This window comes from Streptomyces sp. NPDC007983, from assembly GCF_042958345.1.
Taxonomy (GTDB): domain Bacteria; phylum Actinomycetota; class Actinomycetes; order Streptomycetales; family Streptomycetaceae; genus Streptomyces.
Genome location: NZ_JBIBJI010000015.1, coordinates 199,036 through 212,354, shown reverse-complemented (window position 1 = coordinate 212,354; position 13,319 = coordinate 199,036). Strand labels below are relative to the sequence as shown.

The following is a 13,319-nucleotide window of genomic DNA, read 5'->3' as shown; positions in this document are numbered from 1 at the left end:
GTCCACATCGTCACGGTCGAGCGTCAGGTCCTCGGCGAAGTGCCGGTCGCCGGTGGCGTCGGGCACGTACTTCACACAGACAACGATCCTCAAGCTCACGCCGGCTCTCCTACTGCATCGTCTCTTCCGGGCTGCCTTGTGCTGGCAGCATAGGCGCCCTCGGGGGCTCTTCCCGGTCGGTTGGCGGCCGGGGGCGGCCCATGCACCGAACGAAATATTACTCGCCAGTACACCCAGGGTGTTCCCCGTATGCAACCCGGTTGAACTGTGACCTTGCCAACGGATGATCAGTGGGACGGATCAGTCGCGCAGCGCGTTGAAGCGCCCCTGGTGGTACAGGAGCGGACGGCCCGCTCCCGCCGGGTCGCCCGCGACCACCTCACCGATCACCACGCGATGGTCCCCGGCGGGTATCCGGGCCGCCACCCGGCACACCAGCCACGCCAGCACCCCGTCCAGCACCGGCACCCCCTCGGGCCCGGTGTGCCAGCCGGTGCCGGGGCCGAAGCGGTCCGCGCCGCTGCGCGCGAAGGTCGCGGCCAGCTCCCGCTGATGCTCGCCGAGGACGTGTACGCCGACGTGCTCGGCCTCGGCGATCACCGGCCAGCTGGAGGAGCCCTTGCCGACACCGAAGGAGAGCAGCGGCGGCTCGGCGGCGACGGAGGCCAGGGAGGTCGCGGTGAAGCCGACGGGATGCGCCCCGTGCGCGGTGATCACCGCGACACCGGCGGCGTGCCTGCGGAAGACGGAGCGGAAGAGTTCGGGGGCGCTGAGCCGGGGCGTGCCGAGGTCGGGCGAAGCGGTCATGAACGTGTCCTTCTGCGGTGGGGTACGAGCGGGGGGAGCCGTGCTGTCGTCGTCGCTCACCCGCCCGGACACCGCGCACTCGCGGTCCGCAAAAGGTCCACGTGTACGCGTCCGTAGAGAAGAAGAAGTCCAGGCCGCATGACGTCACCCTGACGATGCCCGCGGCGCACCGTCAAGTGCGGACCGCTGGCGGGAAGTCCGCCGCGGGGCCCTCCGCCTTGATCTCACGCCGGATCAGACCGCCTCGCCCAGGGCGGCGATGACGTCCGCCGTCCGCGGCTGTCCGGCCGCCCGGCGCACGATCCGGCCGTCCGCGTCGAGCACCAGCACGGTGGGCGTCCGCACGATGTCCAGCATCCGTACGAGTTCCAGCTGCGCCTCGGCGTCGATCTCGACATGGGCCACGCCGTCGACCATGTGTGCCACCTCGGCCAGGACCCGCCGGGTGGCCCGGCAGGGCTGGCAGAAGGCGCTGGAGAACTGGACGAGGGTGGCCCGGGCGCCCAGATCCGCTCCGAGCTGGGCGGCTTCCAGCCGTCCGCCGTCGTCCGCCGCGCCCTGCCCCTGCTCGTTTCGCACGTTGTCCTCCGTATCGGATGCCGTCATAGGCTGCAGCGACATGGGCCTTCAGGGGATTCCCCAGAGCCCGACGTGATGAGGATCTCCCGGCCCGGCGGGGACCCGCGCTAGCACAGAGAGATGACATAGGGCACCATCTGCCAGAAGCCGGGAAACCTACGGCTGCGTAACTTCCGCCGGGAGAGCCCTCCCAGGGAAAACGATGAAGGGTCCCTTCTATGGCAGAGCTCGTCTACCCGCCGGTGATCGGCGCGGCCCGCACCATGTTCAAGGCGCTGGACCTGCGTATCGACATGAAGGGCACCGAGAATGTCCCCGAGCGGGGTGGCGCTGTTCTGGTGAGCAACCACATCGGCTATCTCGACTTCGTGTTCGCCGGGCTCACCGCCCGCCCCTCGAAGCGGCTGGTGCGGTTCATGGCGAAGGAAGCGGTCTTCCGGCACAAGATCTCCGGGCCGCTGATGCGCGCCATGAAACACATTCCGGTGGACCGGGCCGCGGGCATGGACGCTTATAAGCACGCCCTCAAGGCGCTGCGCTCCGGCGAGATCATCGGCATCTTCCCGGAGGCGACGATCTCGCGCTCCTTCACCCTCAAGAACTTCAAGTCGGGCGCCGCCCGGCTGGCCCAGGAGGCGGGCGTACCGCTGCTGCCGATGGCGCTGTGGGGCACGCAGCGGGTGTGGACCAAGGGCCACAAGCGAGCGCTGGGCCGCAACCACTTCCCGATCACCATGCGCGTCGGCGAGCCCATGGAGGCCGATCCGACGGAGCCGTCCGACACGCTCACCGAGCGGGTGCGGGCGCGGGTGCAGGAGCTGCTGGAGGCGGCGCAGCGGGCGTATCCGGTGCGGCCCAAGGGCCCCGACGACACCTGGTGGGTCCCGGCCCACCTGGGCGGTACGGCCCCCACCCCGGCGGAGGCCATCGCCCTGGACCGCGGGCGGTAGCCCTCATCCGGCCAGGCGGCGGCCGTCCCTCCCGGCGAGGGGACGGCCGCCGCCCGGGCGGTCAAGCCCAGTCGATCAAGCGCGGCCGGTCAGCGCTTCATCTCCTCCCGGAGGGCCGCCACGAAGCCGTCGACGTCCTCTTCCCGGGTGTCGAAGGAGCACATCCAGCGCACGTCGCCCGCCGCCTCGTCCCAGAAGTAGAAGCGGTACCGCTTCTGGAGGCGTTCGCTCACATCGTGCGGCAGCCGGGCGAAGACCGCGTTGGCCTGCACGGGGTGCAGGATCGTGACGCCGTCGACCGTGCGCACCCCCTCGGCGAGCCGCTGGGCCATCGCGTTGGCGTGGCGCGCGTTGCGCAGCCACAGGTCGCGGGCGAGCAGGGCCTCCAGCTGGACGGAGACGAACCGCATCTTGGACGCCAGCTGCATGGACAGCTTGCGCAGATGCTTCATGGCGCGCACCGCGTCCGGGTCGAGCACGACGACGGCCTCGCCGAACAGCATGCCGTTCTTCGTGCCGCCGAAGGACAGCACGTCCACGCCCGGCACATTGGTGAACGACCGCATCGGCACGTCCAGCGCGGCGGCCGCGTTGGCTATCCGGGCCCCGTCGAGGTGGACCTTCATGCCGCGCTCATGGGCGTGCTCGCAGATCGCGCGGATCTCGTCGACCGTGTAGACGGTGCCCAGCTCGGTGTTCTGGGCGATCGAGACGACCTGCGGCATCGCCCGGTGCTCGTCGTCCCATCCGTACGCCTCGCGGTCGATGAGTTCGGGGGTGAGCTTGCCGTCCTCGGTGGGCACGGTGAGCAGCTTCAGCCCGCCGACCCGCTCGGGCGCACCGCATTCGTCGACGTTGATGTGCGCGGTGTCCGCGCAGATGACCGCGCCCCAGCGGTCGGTGAGCGCCTGGAGCGCGACCACGTTGGCGCCGGTGCCGTTGAAGACCGGGAACGCCTGCGCGTAGGGGCCGAAGTGGCTGCGCATGACGTGCTGCAGATGCGCGGTGTAGTCGTCCTCGCCGTAGGCGACCTGATGGCCGCCGTTGGCGAGGGCGAGCGCGGCGAGGATCTCCGGGTGGCCACCCGCGTAGTTGTCACTGGCGAAGCCGCGTACCTCGGGGTCGTGATGACGGCGGGCGTCGGTCCTCACGGCTTGGGGGTCAGCCACAGGCGGGTTCCGTTCACTTCCCGGGCGGGCCGCTCCCAGACTCCGGCGATGGCCTCGGCCAGCTCCGTGACGTCGGTGAAGCCCGCGAACTTCGCGTTGGGGCGCTCCGCGCGCATGGCGTCGTGCACCAGCGCCTTGACCACCAGGATGACAGCCGCGGCCGCCGGGCCGCCCTCGCCCCCCAGCTTGCGGAAGGAGTCGCCGAGCGCGAGCGTCCACGCCTCGGCGGCGGCCTTGGCGGCGGCGTACGCGGCGTTGCCGGCGGTGGGCTGGGACGCGCCCGCCGCGCTGATCAGCACATATCGGCCGTTGCCGGTGCGCCGCAGGGCGTCGTGGAAGGCGAGCGAGGTGTGCTGGGCGGTGCGGATCAGCAGATTGTGCAGGGTGTCCCAGTCGGCGAGCGGGGCGTCGGCGAAGGTCTTGCTGCCGCGCCAGCCGCCGACGAGGTGGACCAGGCCGTCGACGCGGCCGAACTCCTTCTCGGTGCGGTCGGCCCAGGCGCGGGTGGCGTTCAGGTCGAGCAGGTCGACCGTCTCCCCGGTGACGCGGGCGCCGCCGTGGGCGTAGCGCGCCGCGTCGACCGCCTCGGCCAGCCGCGCCGGGTCGGAGTCGGAGGCGACGACGGTGGCACCGGCCTCGGCGAGGCGGAGCAGCGTGGCGCGGCCCGCCGGGCCCGCCGCACCGGCCACCGCCACCACGGCGCCGTCCAGCGGCGTCCGGCCGCCCGGCTCGTTGGGGCTCGGGCTCGACGTCGGTGTGGTCATGCTCGCTGTCTCCTCATCGTCCGGTGCCGTGGGGCGGCCTTGCGGTGGTGTGGGGCGGTCCGCCACCGGGTCACGCCGCCGCTCGTACGCTGTCGTCGCCCGCCGTGATGCCCTTGGTGGAGGCGACCACGTCCCGCAGCTTCTTGGCGAGCGCCTCGTAGAACATGCTCAGCGGAAACTCGTCGGGGAGCACGTCGTCGACGAGCTTGCGCGGCGGCTGGCTCAGGTCCAGCGCGTCGGGGCCCTTGGCCCAGACGGATCCGGGGTGCGGGGCGAGATAGGTCGACACCAGCTCGTACGCCTTGAACCAGTGGACGAGCTTGGGCCGGTCGATGCCGTCCCGGTACAGCTTCTCGATCTCACCGCACAGCTGGTTGGTGACCTGCGAGGCGCGCGACCAGTCGATGTGCAGGGTGTTGTCCGTCCAGCGTACGACGTCGTGCTGGTGGAGATAGGCGAACAGCAACTGGCCGCCGAGCCCGTCGTAGTTGCGGACCCGCTCGCCGGTGACGGGGAACCGGAACATCCGGTCGAAGATCACGGCGTACTGGACGTCACGGGCCTGGGCCAGCCCCTCCGCGTCGAGCTTCACGGCCTCCTTGAAGGCGGTGAGGTCGCAGCGCAGCTCCTCCAGGCCGTACATCCAGAACGGCTGCCGCTGCTTGATCATGAAGGGGTCGAACGGCAGGTCACCGTGGCTGTGGGTGCGGTCGTGGACCATGTCCCACAGGGCGAACGCCTCCTGGCAGCGCCGCTGGTCGGCGAGCATGTCCCGGATGTCGTCGGGGAGTTCGATGCCCAGCGCCCGGACGGCGGCCTCGCTGACCCGGCGGAAGCGGGCGGCCTCGCGGTCGCAGAAGATGCCGCCCCAGGTGAAGCGCTCGGGGACCTCGCGGACGGCGATGGTCTCCGGGAAGAGCACCGCCGAGTTGGTGTCGTAGCCGGAGGTGAAGTCCTCGAAGGCGAGGCCGAGGTAGAGCGGGTTGTCGTAGCGGGTGCGCTCCAGCTCGGCCAGCCAGTCGGGCCAGACCATGCGCAGGACGACCGCCTCCAGATTGCGGTTCGGGTTGCCGTTCTGCGTGTACATGGGGAAGACGACCAGGTGCTGGAGGCCGTCGGCGCGCCCTTGCGCGGGCTGGAAGGCGAGCAGCGAGTCGAGGAAGTCGGGGACGCCGAAGCCGTCGTCGGCCCAGCGGCGCAGATCGGCGACGAGCGCGCGGTGGTACGCGGCGTTGTGCGGGAGCAGCGGGGCCAGCTCCTCGATGGCCGCGATCACTCTTTCGAGCGTGTCGCGGGCCCGGTGGCGCGGTGGCGCCCCCTCGGCGTCGAAGTCGATGGAACCGTCCTTGGACTGCCAGGGGCGAATCGTTTCTACAGCGCCCTTGAGGGCCGGCCAGGCCGGGTGCTCGATCACACGCTCCGCAGGCAGAATGCCACCGTCCGCTATCACGGACGAAAGAATTTCCGTCATGACGACTCCTTTGCCGGAGAACCTTCCGTGTAGACACCGTATCCGTGGATGATCCTCCACTCAAGGGCGGGTAACGGAAATCGTCCTGCGTCACCTCCGCGCCACCGCCGTTTTTCCTGCCCCATCCGCCCCGGGCCATGCCACGGCCCCGCTTGAGCGGTCCTGTCGAAGTCGGCCGTTAGGCTGAGCGCCGGTCCGGCGAGCCCGTGCCTCCACACAGCCGAAAAGGCGACAAAAAGCCCGACAGAAGAGCGAGATCACGTTGACCTTTCTCACCATCGGACACCGCGGAGTGATGGGCGTCGAACCGGAGAACACCCTGCGCTCATTCGTCCGGGCCGAGCACGAGGGCCTGGACGTCATCGAACTGGACCTGCACCTCAGCAAGGACGGCGCGCTCGTCGTGATGCACGACGCCGACGTCGACCGCACGACCGACGGCAAGGGCCCCATCAGCGACTTCACCCTCGCCGAGCTGCGCGAATTCGACGCCGGGGAAGGCGAGCGGATCCCGGTCTTCGAGGAGGTCGTGGACGCGGTGAAGGCGCCGCTCCAGGCCGAAATCAAGGACGTGGCCGCCGCGCGGGCCCTGGCCGACGTGCTGACCAGCCGCGATCTCCTCGGCCGGGTCGACGTGATCTCCTTCCACGACGAGGCCCTCGCCGAGATCCGCACCCTGCTGCCCAGCGCCCGCACCGCCCTGGTGGCCAGCCGCTACGGGCTCGACGCCATCGACCGGGCGCACGCCGTCGGCGCCGGGATGCTGGTGCTCAACATCCGCCGGCTGACCCTGGAGCTGGTGGAGCGCGCCCACGCAGCCGATCTCAAGGTCATCGGCTGGACGGTGAACACCCCGGACCATCTGAAGCTGGCCCGGGGCCTCGGTCTCGACGGCGGCACGACCGACTTCCCGGAGATCCGCCGGGCGGCGCGCTACACGGCGTGAGGGCAGCCTGCGTGACCTGGTTCAGCCCAGCGGCTTGACCAGCAGCTCGAACTCGAGGTCGAGGCGGCGCGGCACGCCGAAGCGCTCATCGCCGTACGGGAACGGGGTCTTCCGTCCCGTACGGGCGTACCCGCGCCGCTCGTACCAGGCGATCAGCTCCGCGCGGGCGGTGATCACGGTCATGTGCATCTCGCGGGCGGCCCACTCGGCCGCCGCGAACCGCTCGGCCTCGGCCAGGACCATCTTCCCGAGGCCGCCGCCCTGCTCCCCGGGCCGCACCGCGAACATGCCGAAGTAGGCGTGCTCGCCGCGGCGCTCCAGCTGGCAGCAGGCGACCAGCTCACCGTCGCGCTCGACGACCATCATCCGGCCGTCCGCGTTCCGTACGACGGCCGTGACGCCCTCGGGGTCGGTGCGCTGCCCGCCCAGGATGTCCGCCTCCGTCGTCCATCCCGCCCGGCTGGCGTCCCCGCGGTACGCCGACTCGATCAGCGCGACCAGCGGCTCGACGTCGGCCTCGGTGGCCCCGCGGTAGGTGAGCGCGGCGGTGCGGGTGGCTGGGGTGTTCATGGCGGCGGTGTCCTCTCCCTGGCGGCCCGGCTCCGGCTTGCGACTCGCGGGCGGCGGGCGGATGACGAGAAGAAGACCCTAACCCCGTCCCGGCCGGGGCGGGGTGCGTAGGGTCGCGGTCATGGTGCACGTACTGAGCAGCCGCACACTGCTGCGGCCGACGGACCCCGAGCGCTCACGGGCCTTCTACGGCGAGGCGCTGGGGCTGCCGATCTACCGTGAGTTCGGGACCGGCCCCGAGCGCGGCACGGTCTACTTCCTGGGCGGTGGCTTCCTGGAGGTCTCCGGCCGCTCCGAGACCCCGCCCGCGCCGGGGCTCCAGCTGTGGCTCCAGGTCGCGGACGCGGAAGGAGCCCACGAGGAGCTGGCGGCCCGGGACGTGGAGATCCTGCGGCCGCCGAAGAAAGAGCCGTGGGGGCTGGTCGAGATGTGGATCGCCGACCCCGATGGCGTACGGATCGCGGTCGTGGAGGTCCCCGAGGACCACCCCCTGCGCTACCGCCCCTGACACCGTTGCGGGGTCAGGCGACGCCGAGCAGGCGCAGCCCGGCCGCGGTGCCGGCCGCCGCCAGGACGACCACCAGGAACGGCGCCTTGCGCCAGGCGAGCACTCCGGCGACCGCGACCCCGGCGGGACGGGCGATCCCGGCGGGGCCGTGGCCCTCGGTGAGCGCCGTCGTCGCCACGACGGCGGCCAGCAGGACGATGGCGGAGGTCTCCATCAGCTTCTCCGCCCGGGGCGGAAGCGTGATCCGGCTGCGCAGCAGCGGCCCGGCGAACCGGAGGGCGAACGTACCGGCCGCGAGCGCGAGGATCGCGGCGGTGAGCGTCAGGGGGCCGGGCACGGGCGCTCCTCCTCGGGGCTGCCGGTCTTGTGCGCCTTGCGCGCCTTGTCCGCCCTATGCGGTACGGCGGCGAGCGCCACCCCGGCCAGGGCGAGCAGGACGGGCACTCCGGCGGGCAGGAAGGGGGTGGTGGCCAGGGCGATGACGACGCCCGCCGGTACCGCCCGGCGCTTGTCCCGGTCGCGCAGCCCGGGCAGGACCAGGGCCAGCAGGATGGCCGGGAACATCGCGTCGAGCCCGAACGGATCGGTGTCGTCGATGGCCGTGCCGATCAGGCCGCCGGTGACCGCGCCCAGCGGCCAGCAGAGCAGGACGCCCAGGCCGCAGGCCCAGTAGGCGGCGCGCTGCCGCGCGATGCCGTCCTGGGCGAGCGCGAAGACGACGCTCTCGTCGTTCATCAGATGACTGCCGAGCAGGCGCCGGCGGCCGCGTCCGAGGACATCGGGGAGGGCCAGCCCGAACGGCAGATGCCGGGCGTTGACCACCAGCCCGGCCAGCACCGCCGCGACGGGGCTGCCGCCCGCGGCGATGAGCCCGACGAACAGGAACTCCGAGGCGCCGGCGAGCACCAGCACGCTCAGGGCCGCCGGAACCCACAGCGGCAGACCGGACGCCACGGCGATCGCCCCGTAGGACAGGCCGGTGACGCCGACGGCCAGGCAGACGAGCGCGATGTTCCGAAGCAGCACACGATCGAGTGTTCTCCATATCGAATGCATGACGCATAGAATGAACACACCGCACAGCGTTCGTCAAACCGAACACGTAAACGTCTGGAGCGAACGGATGGCACAGGAAGTACCGGCGGCGCCTTCGGTGGCTTCAAGGGCTTCGGCCAAGGTCCCTATGGACACGATCGCGGCCGTACTGCGACGCGAGCGCGGCCGGGCCGGGCTGTCGCTCACCGAGGTGGCCCGGCGCGCCGGAATCGCGAAGTCCACGCTCTCCCAGCTGGAGTCCGGCAGCGGAAACCCCAGCCTGGAGACCCTGTGGGCGCTGTGCGTCACCCTCGATGTGCCACCCTCGCGGCTCCTCGACCCGCCGCGCCCCCGCGTCCAGGTGATCAGGGCCGACGAGGGCGCGACACTCACCTCCGCGCAGGCCGATTACCAGGCCGCCATGCTGTCCGCGAGCCCGTCCGGCGCACGCCGGGACATCTACCGCCTCAGCGCCGAACCCGGTGCGGCGCGCGCCTCCGATCCGCATATGCCCGGCGTGGTGGAGCACGTCGTCCTGGCCACGGGCCGGGCCCGGGTCGGCCTCGCGGACGACCCGGTCGAGTTGCGCCCCGGTGACTACGTCGCCTATCCGGCCGACCTGCCCCATATCTTCGAGGCGCTCGAACCGGCGACGCGGGCCGTGCTGATCTCCGAGCACAACTGACCCGCCCGCACCGCCCGCCGGGCATCCGCGCGCTCCCCCACTGCGCCCATGCGCTCCCGTAGCCCGGTCCGCGCACGGGCAGTCTCCCGGCATACGTCCGCGGCGTTGCCGGACCGGGAGGTGTGCCGTGCACGGACCTCCGCTGATCGGCTGGCTGCTGGTCGCGCTGTGCGCCGCCACCGGCGCCTACTGCCTGCTGCAGATGCGCGGCGAGCCACCCGGGCCGGGCCGCCGGATCGCGCGCGCCGAGGCGTTCATGGGGTGGGGGATGGCGGCGATGGCCGTGCCGTCCGCCGCCCTGGACCCCCGCCCATGGGGCCCGCCCGCCTTCGCGGCGGTGTTCGGCGTGGCGGCCGTACGGGCCGTCGTGCCCGTACGGGAGCTGCTGCCGGTGCGGCGCGGGGCCGGATGGCCGGGGCACCACCATCTGCACCACGCCATAGGGGCGTTGGCCATGGCGTACATGGCGCTCGCGATGATGGCGGGCCCCGCGGGCGGCCACGGCCATGACGCGTCCATGGCGGCAGGCGGGGGCATGACGGCCGGCGGTGACATGGCGTCGGACGGCATGGCCGGCGGCATACCGGCGCTCACCGGCGCGCTCCTCGCCTACTTCGCGGTCTACGCGGTCCGTTCCGGTCTGCGGCTGCTGCCGATGACGGACGGCGCGGCGGCGGCCGTCGGCGCGGCGCGGGTCGGCTGGTCGCGGCGGCCCGAACTGCGGCATGCGTGCAGGCTCGCCATGGCCATAGGGATGTTCGCGATGCTGCTGACGCTCTGAGCCCGCCCGCCGCGTACGCCTTATGACGCCCGCCGCGCAAACCGTGGCGTACGTCACTTCGCCCGCGCGGACATACCCGGGCCGACCGCCCCGACCATAGGCTGACGGCCATGATGGTCCCGCTCGCGCTGATGGGCCTCGGCGCACTGGTGGCGGCAATGGCGCCGCGCCTGATGTCCCGTTCCACATGGGTCGACCGCGAACCCGTACTCGCACTGTGGGTATGGCAATGCGTCGTCGTCGGAGTGCTGCTGTGCTGCGCGCTCACCATGGCACTCACCGCCGCGGCCGCCTCGGAGGCCGTCCGCGGGAACGTCTTCGCCCCCGCGCCCAACGGCGTCGTGGAGGCGTACGCGCTGTCCGGCTACGGCCCCTGGGCGGCGCCCGTCGCCCTCGTCCTGGCCTTCGGCGCCGTGTGGTCCGCCGCGATGCTCACCCGCGAGATCGGCCGCGCCCGCGCCTGGCGCAGGCAGCACCGCGCCGAACTCCTCGTCCGCTCCCCCGTCTTGCCCGGCGAGGAGCCCGCCGGGGAGCGGCTGGTCGTCCTGGAGGGCGACAAGCCCGACGCCTGGTGGCTGCCGGGCCCCATGCCCCAGCTCGTCATCACGACCGCCGCCCTGCGCCGCCTCAAGGGGCACCGGCTGGACGCCGTGATCGCCCATGAGCAGGGCCACGCGCGGGCCCGCCACCACTGGCTGCTGCACTGCGCCGGCGCGCTCGCCGGGGGCTTCCCGCAGGTGCCGGTGTTCGCGGCGTTCCGGGACGAGGTGCACCGGCTGGTCGAGCTGGCCGCCGACGACTCGGCCTCACGGCGGTTCGGGCGGACGACGACGGCGCTGGCGCTCGTGGAACTCAACGAGGACCGGGGAGTGTTCGGCCCCTGCCCCAGCGGCCTCGCGCAGGTTCCGCAGCGCGTGGACCGGCTCCTGGCCCCCGCGGCGCGCTTCTCCCCCGTTCGCCGTCTGCAACTCACCGCCGCGGCCGCGCTGGTCCCCGTCGTCCCCCTGCTGGTGACCCTGGTCCCGGCGCTGCGGGTGCTGGGCTGACCCTCACGGGTACGGTTCGCCCGTGTGCTGGCCCCGCACGCCCGGCGTCGGCGATCATCGACCCATGCAGCCGCAGATCCGCCACCCCCACGCCTTCCGCATCGCAGCGGTGCTCACCGCCCTCTTCGTCGTGCTGCTCGCTCTCGTCGCCGCCCGCTGGGGGCCGCTGCTGGACGCGGACCAGGACGTCGTCGTCCCGCTGCACCGCTCCGCGCTCGACCACCCCGGCTGGACCGGGACCAACAGAGTGCTGACGGACTGGATCTGGGACCCCTGGGCGATGCGCGCCCTGACGGCCGTCATGGTCCTGTGGCTGCTGCTGCGCCGGGAGCGGACGTCCGCCCTGTGGGTCGTCGTCACGGCGGCCGCCGGCACCGCGCTCCAGCAGGGCGTGAAGGCCCTCCTCGACCGCCCCCGCCCGCACTGGGTGAACCCGGTGGACTCGGCGCACTATGCGGCCTTCCCCTCCGGCCACGCCCTCACCGCGACCGTCACCTTCGGACTGCTCCTGTGGCTCCTGAAGCTGCACGGCGCATCAGCCCTCTGGCAGCGCCTGGCCACCGCCGTGGCCGCCGTCTCCGTGCTCGGCGTCGGATTCACCCGACTGTACCTGGGCGTCCACTGGCCCACCGACGTCCTCGGCGGCTGGCTGCTGGGCGCGGCGCTGGTCGCCTGGGCGGTCACCACGTACCCGTACACCGTTATCCACAGGGCCGAGCGGAAGTCGCCCTCCGATGGGAGAGTTCGTCCATGAGCAACCTCGATCCGCGGCCCACGGCGACCGTATGCGGCGGCCGCACCGACGTCACCGCGCGCCCGGTGCGCGAACTGCTGACCGCCAAGCAGGTCCCGCTGGGCGAGTCCACCGTGGTGCGCCGCCTGCTGCCGAACCTGGGCCGTCGCATGATCGGCGCCTGGTGCTTCGTCGATCACTACGGTCCGGACGACATCGCCGACGAGCCGGGCATGCAGATCCCCCCGCACCCCCACATGGGCCTGCAGACGGTGAGCTGGCTGCACGACGGCGAGGTGCTGCACCGGGACAGCCTCGGCAGCCTGCAGACCCTGCGCCCCGGCGAGTTGGGGCTGATGACCTCGGGCCCGGCCATAGCGCACTCCGAGGAATCCCCCCGCACCCACGCCCGCCTCCTGCACGGCGCCCAGCTCTGGGTCGCCCTCCCCGACGGCGACCGGCACACGGCCCCCGCCTGGGAGCACCACACCGAGCTTCCACAGGTCACCGGCGGCGGGGGCCTGCGCGCCACCGTGATCCTCGGCGACCTCGACGGCGCCACCTCGCCCGGCACCACCTTCACTCCCCTGATGGGCGCCGACATCACCCTGGCGGCAGGCACCCACACCCGCCTCCCGGTGCGCCCCGACTACGAGTACGCGGCCCTCACGATGTCCGGCGAAGCCGAGGTCGACGGCGTGCGCCTGTCCCCCGGCTCCCTGCTCTACCTGGGCTGCGGCCGAAGCGAGCTGCCCCTGCGCGCGGATGTGGACAGCGCGTTCATGCTGCTGGGCGGTGAGCCCTTCGAGGAGAAGATCGTGATGTGGTGGAACTTCATCGGGCGGTCCCACGACGACATCACCCAGGCCCGCGAGGACTGGTCGGCGGGCCACCGCTTCGGCACCGTGCAAGGCTACGACGGCCCTCCGCTCCCCGCCCCCGAACTCCCACCGGTACCCTTGAAACCGCGCGGACGCATGCGCTGACCTGGGCTTTCACCGGAGGCGCACGGCGTCCGACTGTTTGATCATCGGCCGAAACCGAACGACCTTGCGGCGGAGGCACCCCTCCTCCAGCCCCTTCACATGGATAGTGGCGAGTCCCAGGTTTGGCCGCCTGTGACAGCCTCTGGCAGAACTAATGGTGACCCAATGCTGACTTTCCTGACCAGCCGCCAGGGATCCCCTGGTGGTCATGACCCTGCCATTTCCGCTCACGACCAGCCCGACTGGCACAACCCGACCGTGCACGCCAGCGCCGCTGGCGCCCGACCTC

General features: G+C 72.0%; 17 protein-coding genes and 1 pseudogene. 8 read left to right on the top strand and 10 right to left on the bottom strand.

The genetic code is table 11. The features are described 5' to 3' along the window. From ACFZCY_RS34465 to ACFZCY_RS34450, 4 genes and pseudogenes are all read right to left on the bottom strand, one after another. A pseudogene (locus ACFZCY_RS34465) lies at window positions 1-99 on the bottom strand (electron transfer flavoprotein subunit beta); the annotation flags it as partial. Window positions 100-300: 201 nt separating this feature from the next. Further along, complete coding sequence (locus ACFZCY_RS34460; protein WP_391182268.1) at window positions 301-807, bottom strand: flavin reductase; 507 nt, start codon at window positions 805-807, stop codon at window positions 301-303. Window positions 808-863: 56 nt separating this feature from the next. Then, window positions 864-947 (bottom strand): putative leader peptide, encoded by an 84-nt coding sequence (locus ACFZCY_RS34455; protein WP_391182294.1) that lies wholly within the window; start codon window positions 945-947, stop codon window positions 864-866. Between the two features lie 94 nt (window positions 948-1,041). Beyond that, entirely contained in the window at window positions 1,042-1,413 is a 372-nt protein-coding gene (locus ACFZCY_RS34450; RefSeq protein ID WP_391182292.1) for a thioredoxin domain-containing protein, read from the bottom strand. Between the two features lie 191 nt (window positions 1,414-1,604). Between ACFZCY_RS34450 and ACFZCY_RS34445 the strand changes: the two genes are divergently transcribed. After that, window positions 1,605-2,336, top strand: coding sequence for a 1-acyl-sn-glycerol-3-phosphate acyltransferase (locus ACFZCY_RS34445; protein WP_391182265.1), 732 nt, complete (start codon window positions 1,605-1,607; stop codon window positions 2,334-2,336). 89 nt (window positions 2,337-2,425) lie between these two features. On the opposite strand, the gene ACFZCY_RS34440 is transcribed toward ACFZCY_RS34445, so the two are convergent. From ACFZCY_RS34440 to ACFZCY_RS34430, 3 genes are all read right to left on the bottom strand, one after another. Beyond that, complete coding sequence (locus ACFZCY_RS34440) at window positions 2,426-3,487, bottom strand: beta-eliminating lyase-related protein (RefSeq protein WP_391182263.1); 1,062 nt, start codon at window positions 3,485-3,487, stop codon at window positions 2,426-2,428. After that, window positions 3,484-4,269 carry an SDR family NAD(P)-dependent oxidoreductase gene (locus ACFZCY_RS34435; RefSeq protein WP_391182260.1) on the bottom strand — a complete coding sequence of 262 codons (786 nt, stop codon included), beginning with the start codon at window positions 4,267-4,269 and terminating at the stop codon, window positions 3,484-3,486. The genes ACFZCY_RS34440 and ACFZCY_RS34435 overlap by 4 nt, the downstream gene beginning before the upstream one ends. A 70-nt stretch (window positions 4,270-4,339) precedes the next feature. Then, window positions 4,340-5,740 (bottom strand): DUF6421 family protein, encoded by a 1,401-nt coding sequence (locus ACFZCY_RS34430; RefSeq protein WP_391182257.1) that lies wholly within the window; start codon window positions 5,738-5,740, stop codon window positions 4,340-4,342. 262 nt (window positions 5,741-6,002) lie between these two features. Between ACFZCY_RS34430 and ACFZCY_RS34425 the strand changes: the two genes are divergently transcribed. Beyond that, window positions 6,003-6,686 carry a glycerophosphodiester phosphodiesterase family protein gene (locus ACFZCY_RS34425; RefSeq protein WP_391182253.1) on the top strand — a complete coding sequence of 228 codons (684 nt, stop codon included), beginning with the start codon at window positions 6,003-6,005 and terminating at the stop codon, window positions 6,684-6,686. A gap of 21 nt (window positions 6,687-6,707) precedes the next feature. Here ACFZCY_RS34425 and ACFZCY_RS34420 read toward each other — a convergent pair whose 3' ends face one another. Continuing rightward, entirely contained in the window at window positions 6,708-7,256 is a 549-nt protein-coding gene (locus ACFZCY_RS34420) for a GNAT family N-acetyltransferase (RefSeq protein ID WP_391182249.1), read from the bottom strand. Window positions 7,257-7,377: 121 nt separating this feature from the next. Between ACFZCY_RS34420 and ACFZCY_RS34415 the strand changes: the two genes are divergently transcribed. Further along, complete coding sequence (locus ACFZCY_RS34415) at window positions 7,378-7,764, top strand: VOC family protein (RefSeq protein ID WP_391182246.1); 387 nt, start codon at window positions 7,378-7,380, stop codon at window positions 7,762-7,764. A 13-nt stretch (window positions 7,765-7,777) separates the two neighbouring features. Here ACFZCY_RS34415 and ACFZCY_RS34410 read toward each other — a convergent pair whose 3' ends face one another. Then, a complete protein-coding gene (locus ACFZCY_RS34410; protein ID WP_391182243.1) occupies window positions 7,778-8,101 on the bottom strand; it encodes an AzlD domain-containing protein in 324 nt (107 codons plus the stop codon). Beyond that, window positions 8,086-8,820 (bottom strand): AzlC family ABC transporter permease, encoded by a 735-nt coding sequence (locus tag ACFZCY_RS34405; protein WP_391182240.1) that lies wholly within the window; start codon window positions 8,818-8,820, stop codon window positions 8,086-8,088. The genes ACFZCY_RS34410 and ACFZCY_RS34405 overlap by 16 nt, the downstream gene beginning before the upstream one ends. Window positions 8,821-8,947: 127 nt before the next feature. Between ACFZCY_RS34405 and ACFZCY_RS34400 the strand changes: the two genes are divergently transcribed. The 5 genes from ACFZCY_RS34400 (at window position 8,948) to ACFZCY_RS34380 (ending at window position 13,030) form a co-directional block, all read left to right on the top strand. Next, window positions 8,948-9,484, top strand: a complete 537-nt coding sequence (locus tag ACFZCY_RS34400) for a helix-turn-helix domain-containing protein (protein WP_391182237.1) — start codon at window positions 8,948-8,950, stop codon at window positions 9,482-9,484. A 127-nt stretch (window positions 9,485-9,611) separates the two neighbouring features. Next, window positions 9,612-10,265, top strand: a complete 654-nt coding sequence (locus ACFZCY_RS34395; RefSeq protein ID WP_391182234.1) for a DUF5134 domain-containing protein — start codon at window positions 9,612-9,614, stop codon at window positions 10,263-10,265. A 110-nt stretch (window positions 10,266-10,375) separates the two neighbouring features. After that, entirely contained in the window at window positions 10,376-11,311 is a 936-nt protein-coding gene (locus tag ACFZCY_RS34390; protein WP_391182231.1) for a M48 family metalloprotease, read from the top strand. Window positions 11,312-11,375: 64 nt separating this feature from the next. Then, complete coding sequence (locus tag ACFZCY_RS34385) at window positions 11,376-12,065, top strand: phosphatase PAP2 family protein (protein WP_391182229.1); 690 nt, start codon at window positions 11,376-11,378, stop codon at window positions 12,063-12,065. Then, window positions 12,062-13,030 carry a pirin family protein gene (locus tag ACFZCY_RS34380; RefSeq protein WP_391182226.1) on the top strand — a complete coding sequence of 323 codons (969 nt, stop codon included), beginning with the start codon at window positions 12,062-12,064 and terminating at the stop codon, window positions 13,028-13,030. The genes ACFZCY_RS34385 and ACFZCY_RS34380 overlap by 4 nt, the downstream gene beginning before the upstream one ends. Window positions 13,031-13,319: the final 289 nt, after the last annotated feature.

Excerpts from the sequence above, each read along its gene's own strand:
- ACFZCY_RS34415 (WP_391182246.1), top strand. The coding sequence starts at position 7,378 with ATGGTGCACGTACTGAGCAGCCGCACACTGCTGCGGCCGACGGACCCC.
- ACFZCY_RS34405 (WP_391182240.1), bottom strand. The coding sequence starts at position 8,820 with ATGCATTCGATATGGAGAACACTCGATCGTGTGCTGCTTCGGAACATC.
- ACFZCY_RS34435 (WP_391182260.1), bottom strand. The coding sequence starts at position 4,269 with ATGACCACACCGACGTCGAGCCCGAGCCCCAACGAGCCGGGCGGCCGG.
- ACFZCY_RS34380 (WP_391182226.1), top strand. The coding sequence starts at position 12,062 with ATGAGCAACCTCGATCCGCGGCCCACGGCGACCGTATGCGGCGGCCGC.
- ACFZCY_RS34445 (WP_391182265.1), top strand. The coding sequence starts at position 1,605 with ATGGCAGAGCTCGTCTACCCGCCGGTGATCGGCGCGGCCCGCACCATG.
- ACFZCY_RS34455 (WP_391182294.1), bottom strand. The coding sequence starts at position 947 with ATGCGGCCTGGACTTCTTCTTCTCTACGGACGCGTACACGTGGACCTT.
- ACFZCY_RS34390 (WP_391182231.1), top strand. The coding sequence starts at position 10,376 with ATGATGGTCCCGCTCGCGCTGATGGGCCTCGGCGCACTGGTGGCGGCA.
- ACFZCY_RS34460 (WP_391182268.1), bottom strand. The coding sequence starts at position 807 with ATGACCGCTTCGCCCGACCTCGGCACGCCCCGGCTCAGCGCCCCCGAA.
- ACFZCY_RS34420 (WP_391182249.1), bottom strand. The coding sequence starts at position 7,256 with ATGAACACCCCAGCCACCCGCACCGCCGCGCTCACCTACCGCGGGGCC.
- ACFZCY_RS34400 (WP_391182237.1), top strand. The coding sequence starts at position 8,948 with ATGGACACGATCGCGGCCGTACTGCGACGCGAGCGCGGCCGGGCCGGG.
- ACFZCY_RS34385 (WP_391182229.1), top strand. The coding sequence starts at position 11,376 with ATGCAGCCGCAGATCCGCCACCCCCACGCCTTCCGCATCGCAGCGGTG.
- ACFZCY_RS34450 (WP_391182292.1), bottom strand. The coding sequence starts at position 1,413 with ATGACGGCATCCGATACGGAGGACAACGTGCGAAACGAGCAGGGGCAG.
- ACFZCY_RS34430 (WP_391182257.1), bottom strand. The coding sequence starts at position 5,740 with ATGACGGAAATTCTTTCGTCCGTGATAGCGGACGGTGGCATTCTGCCT.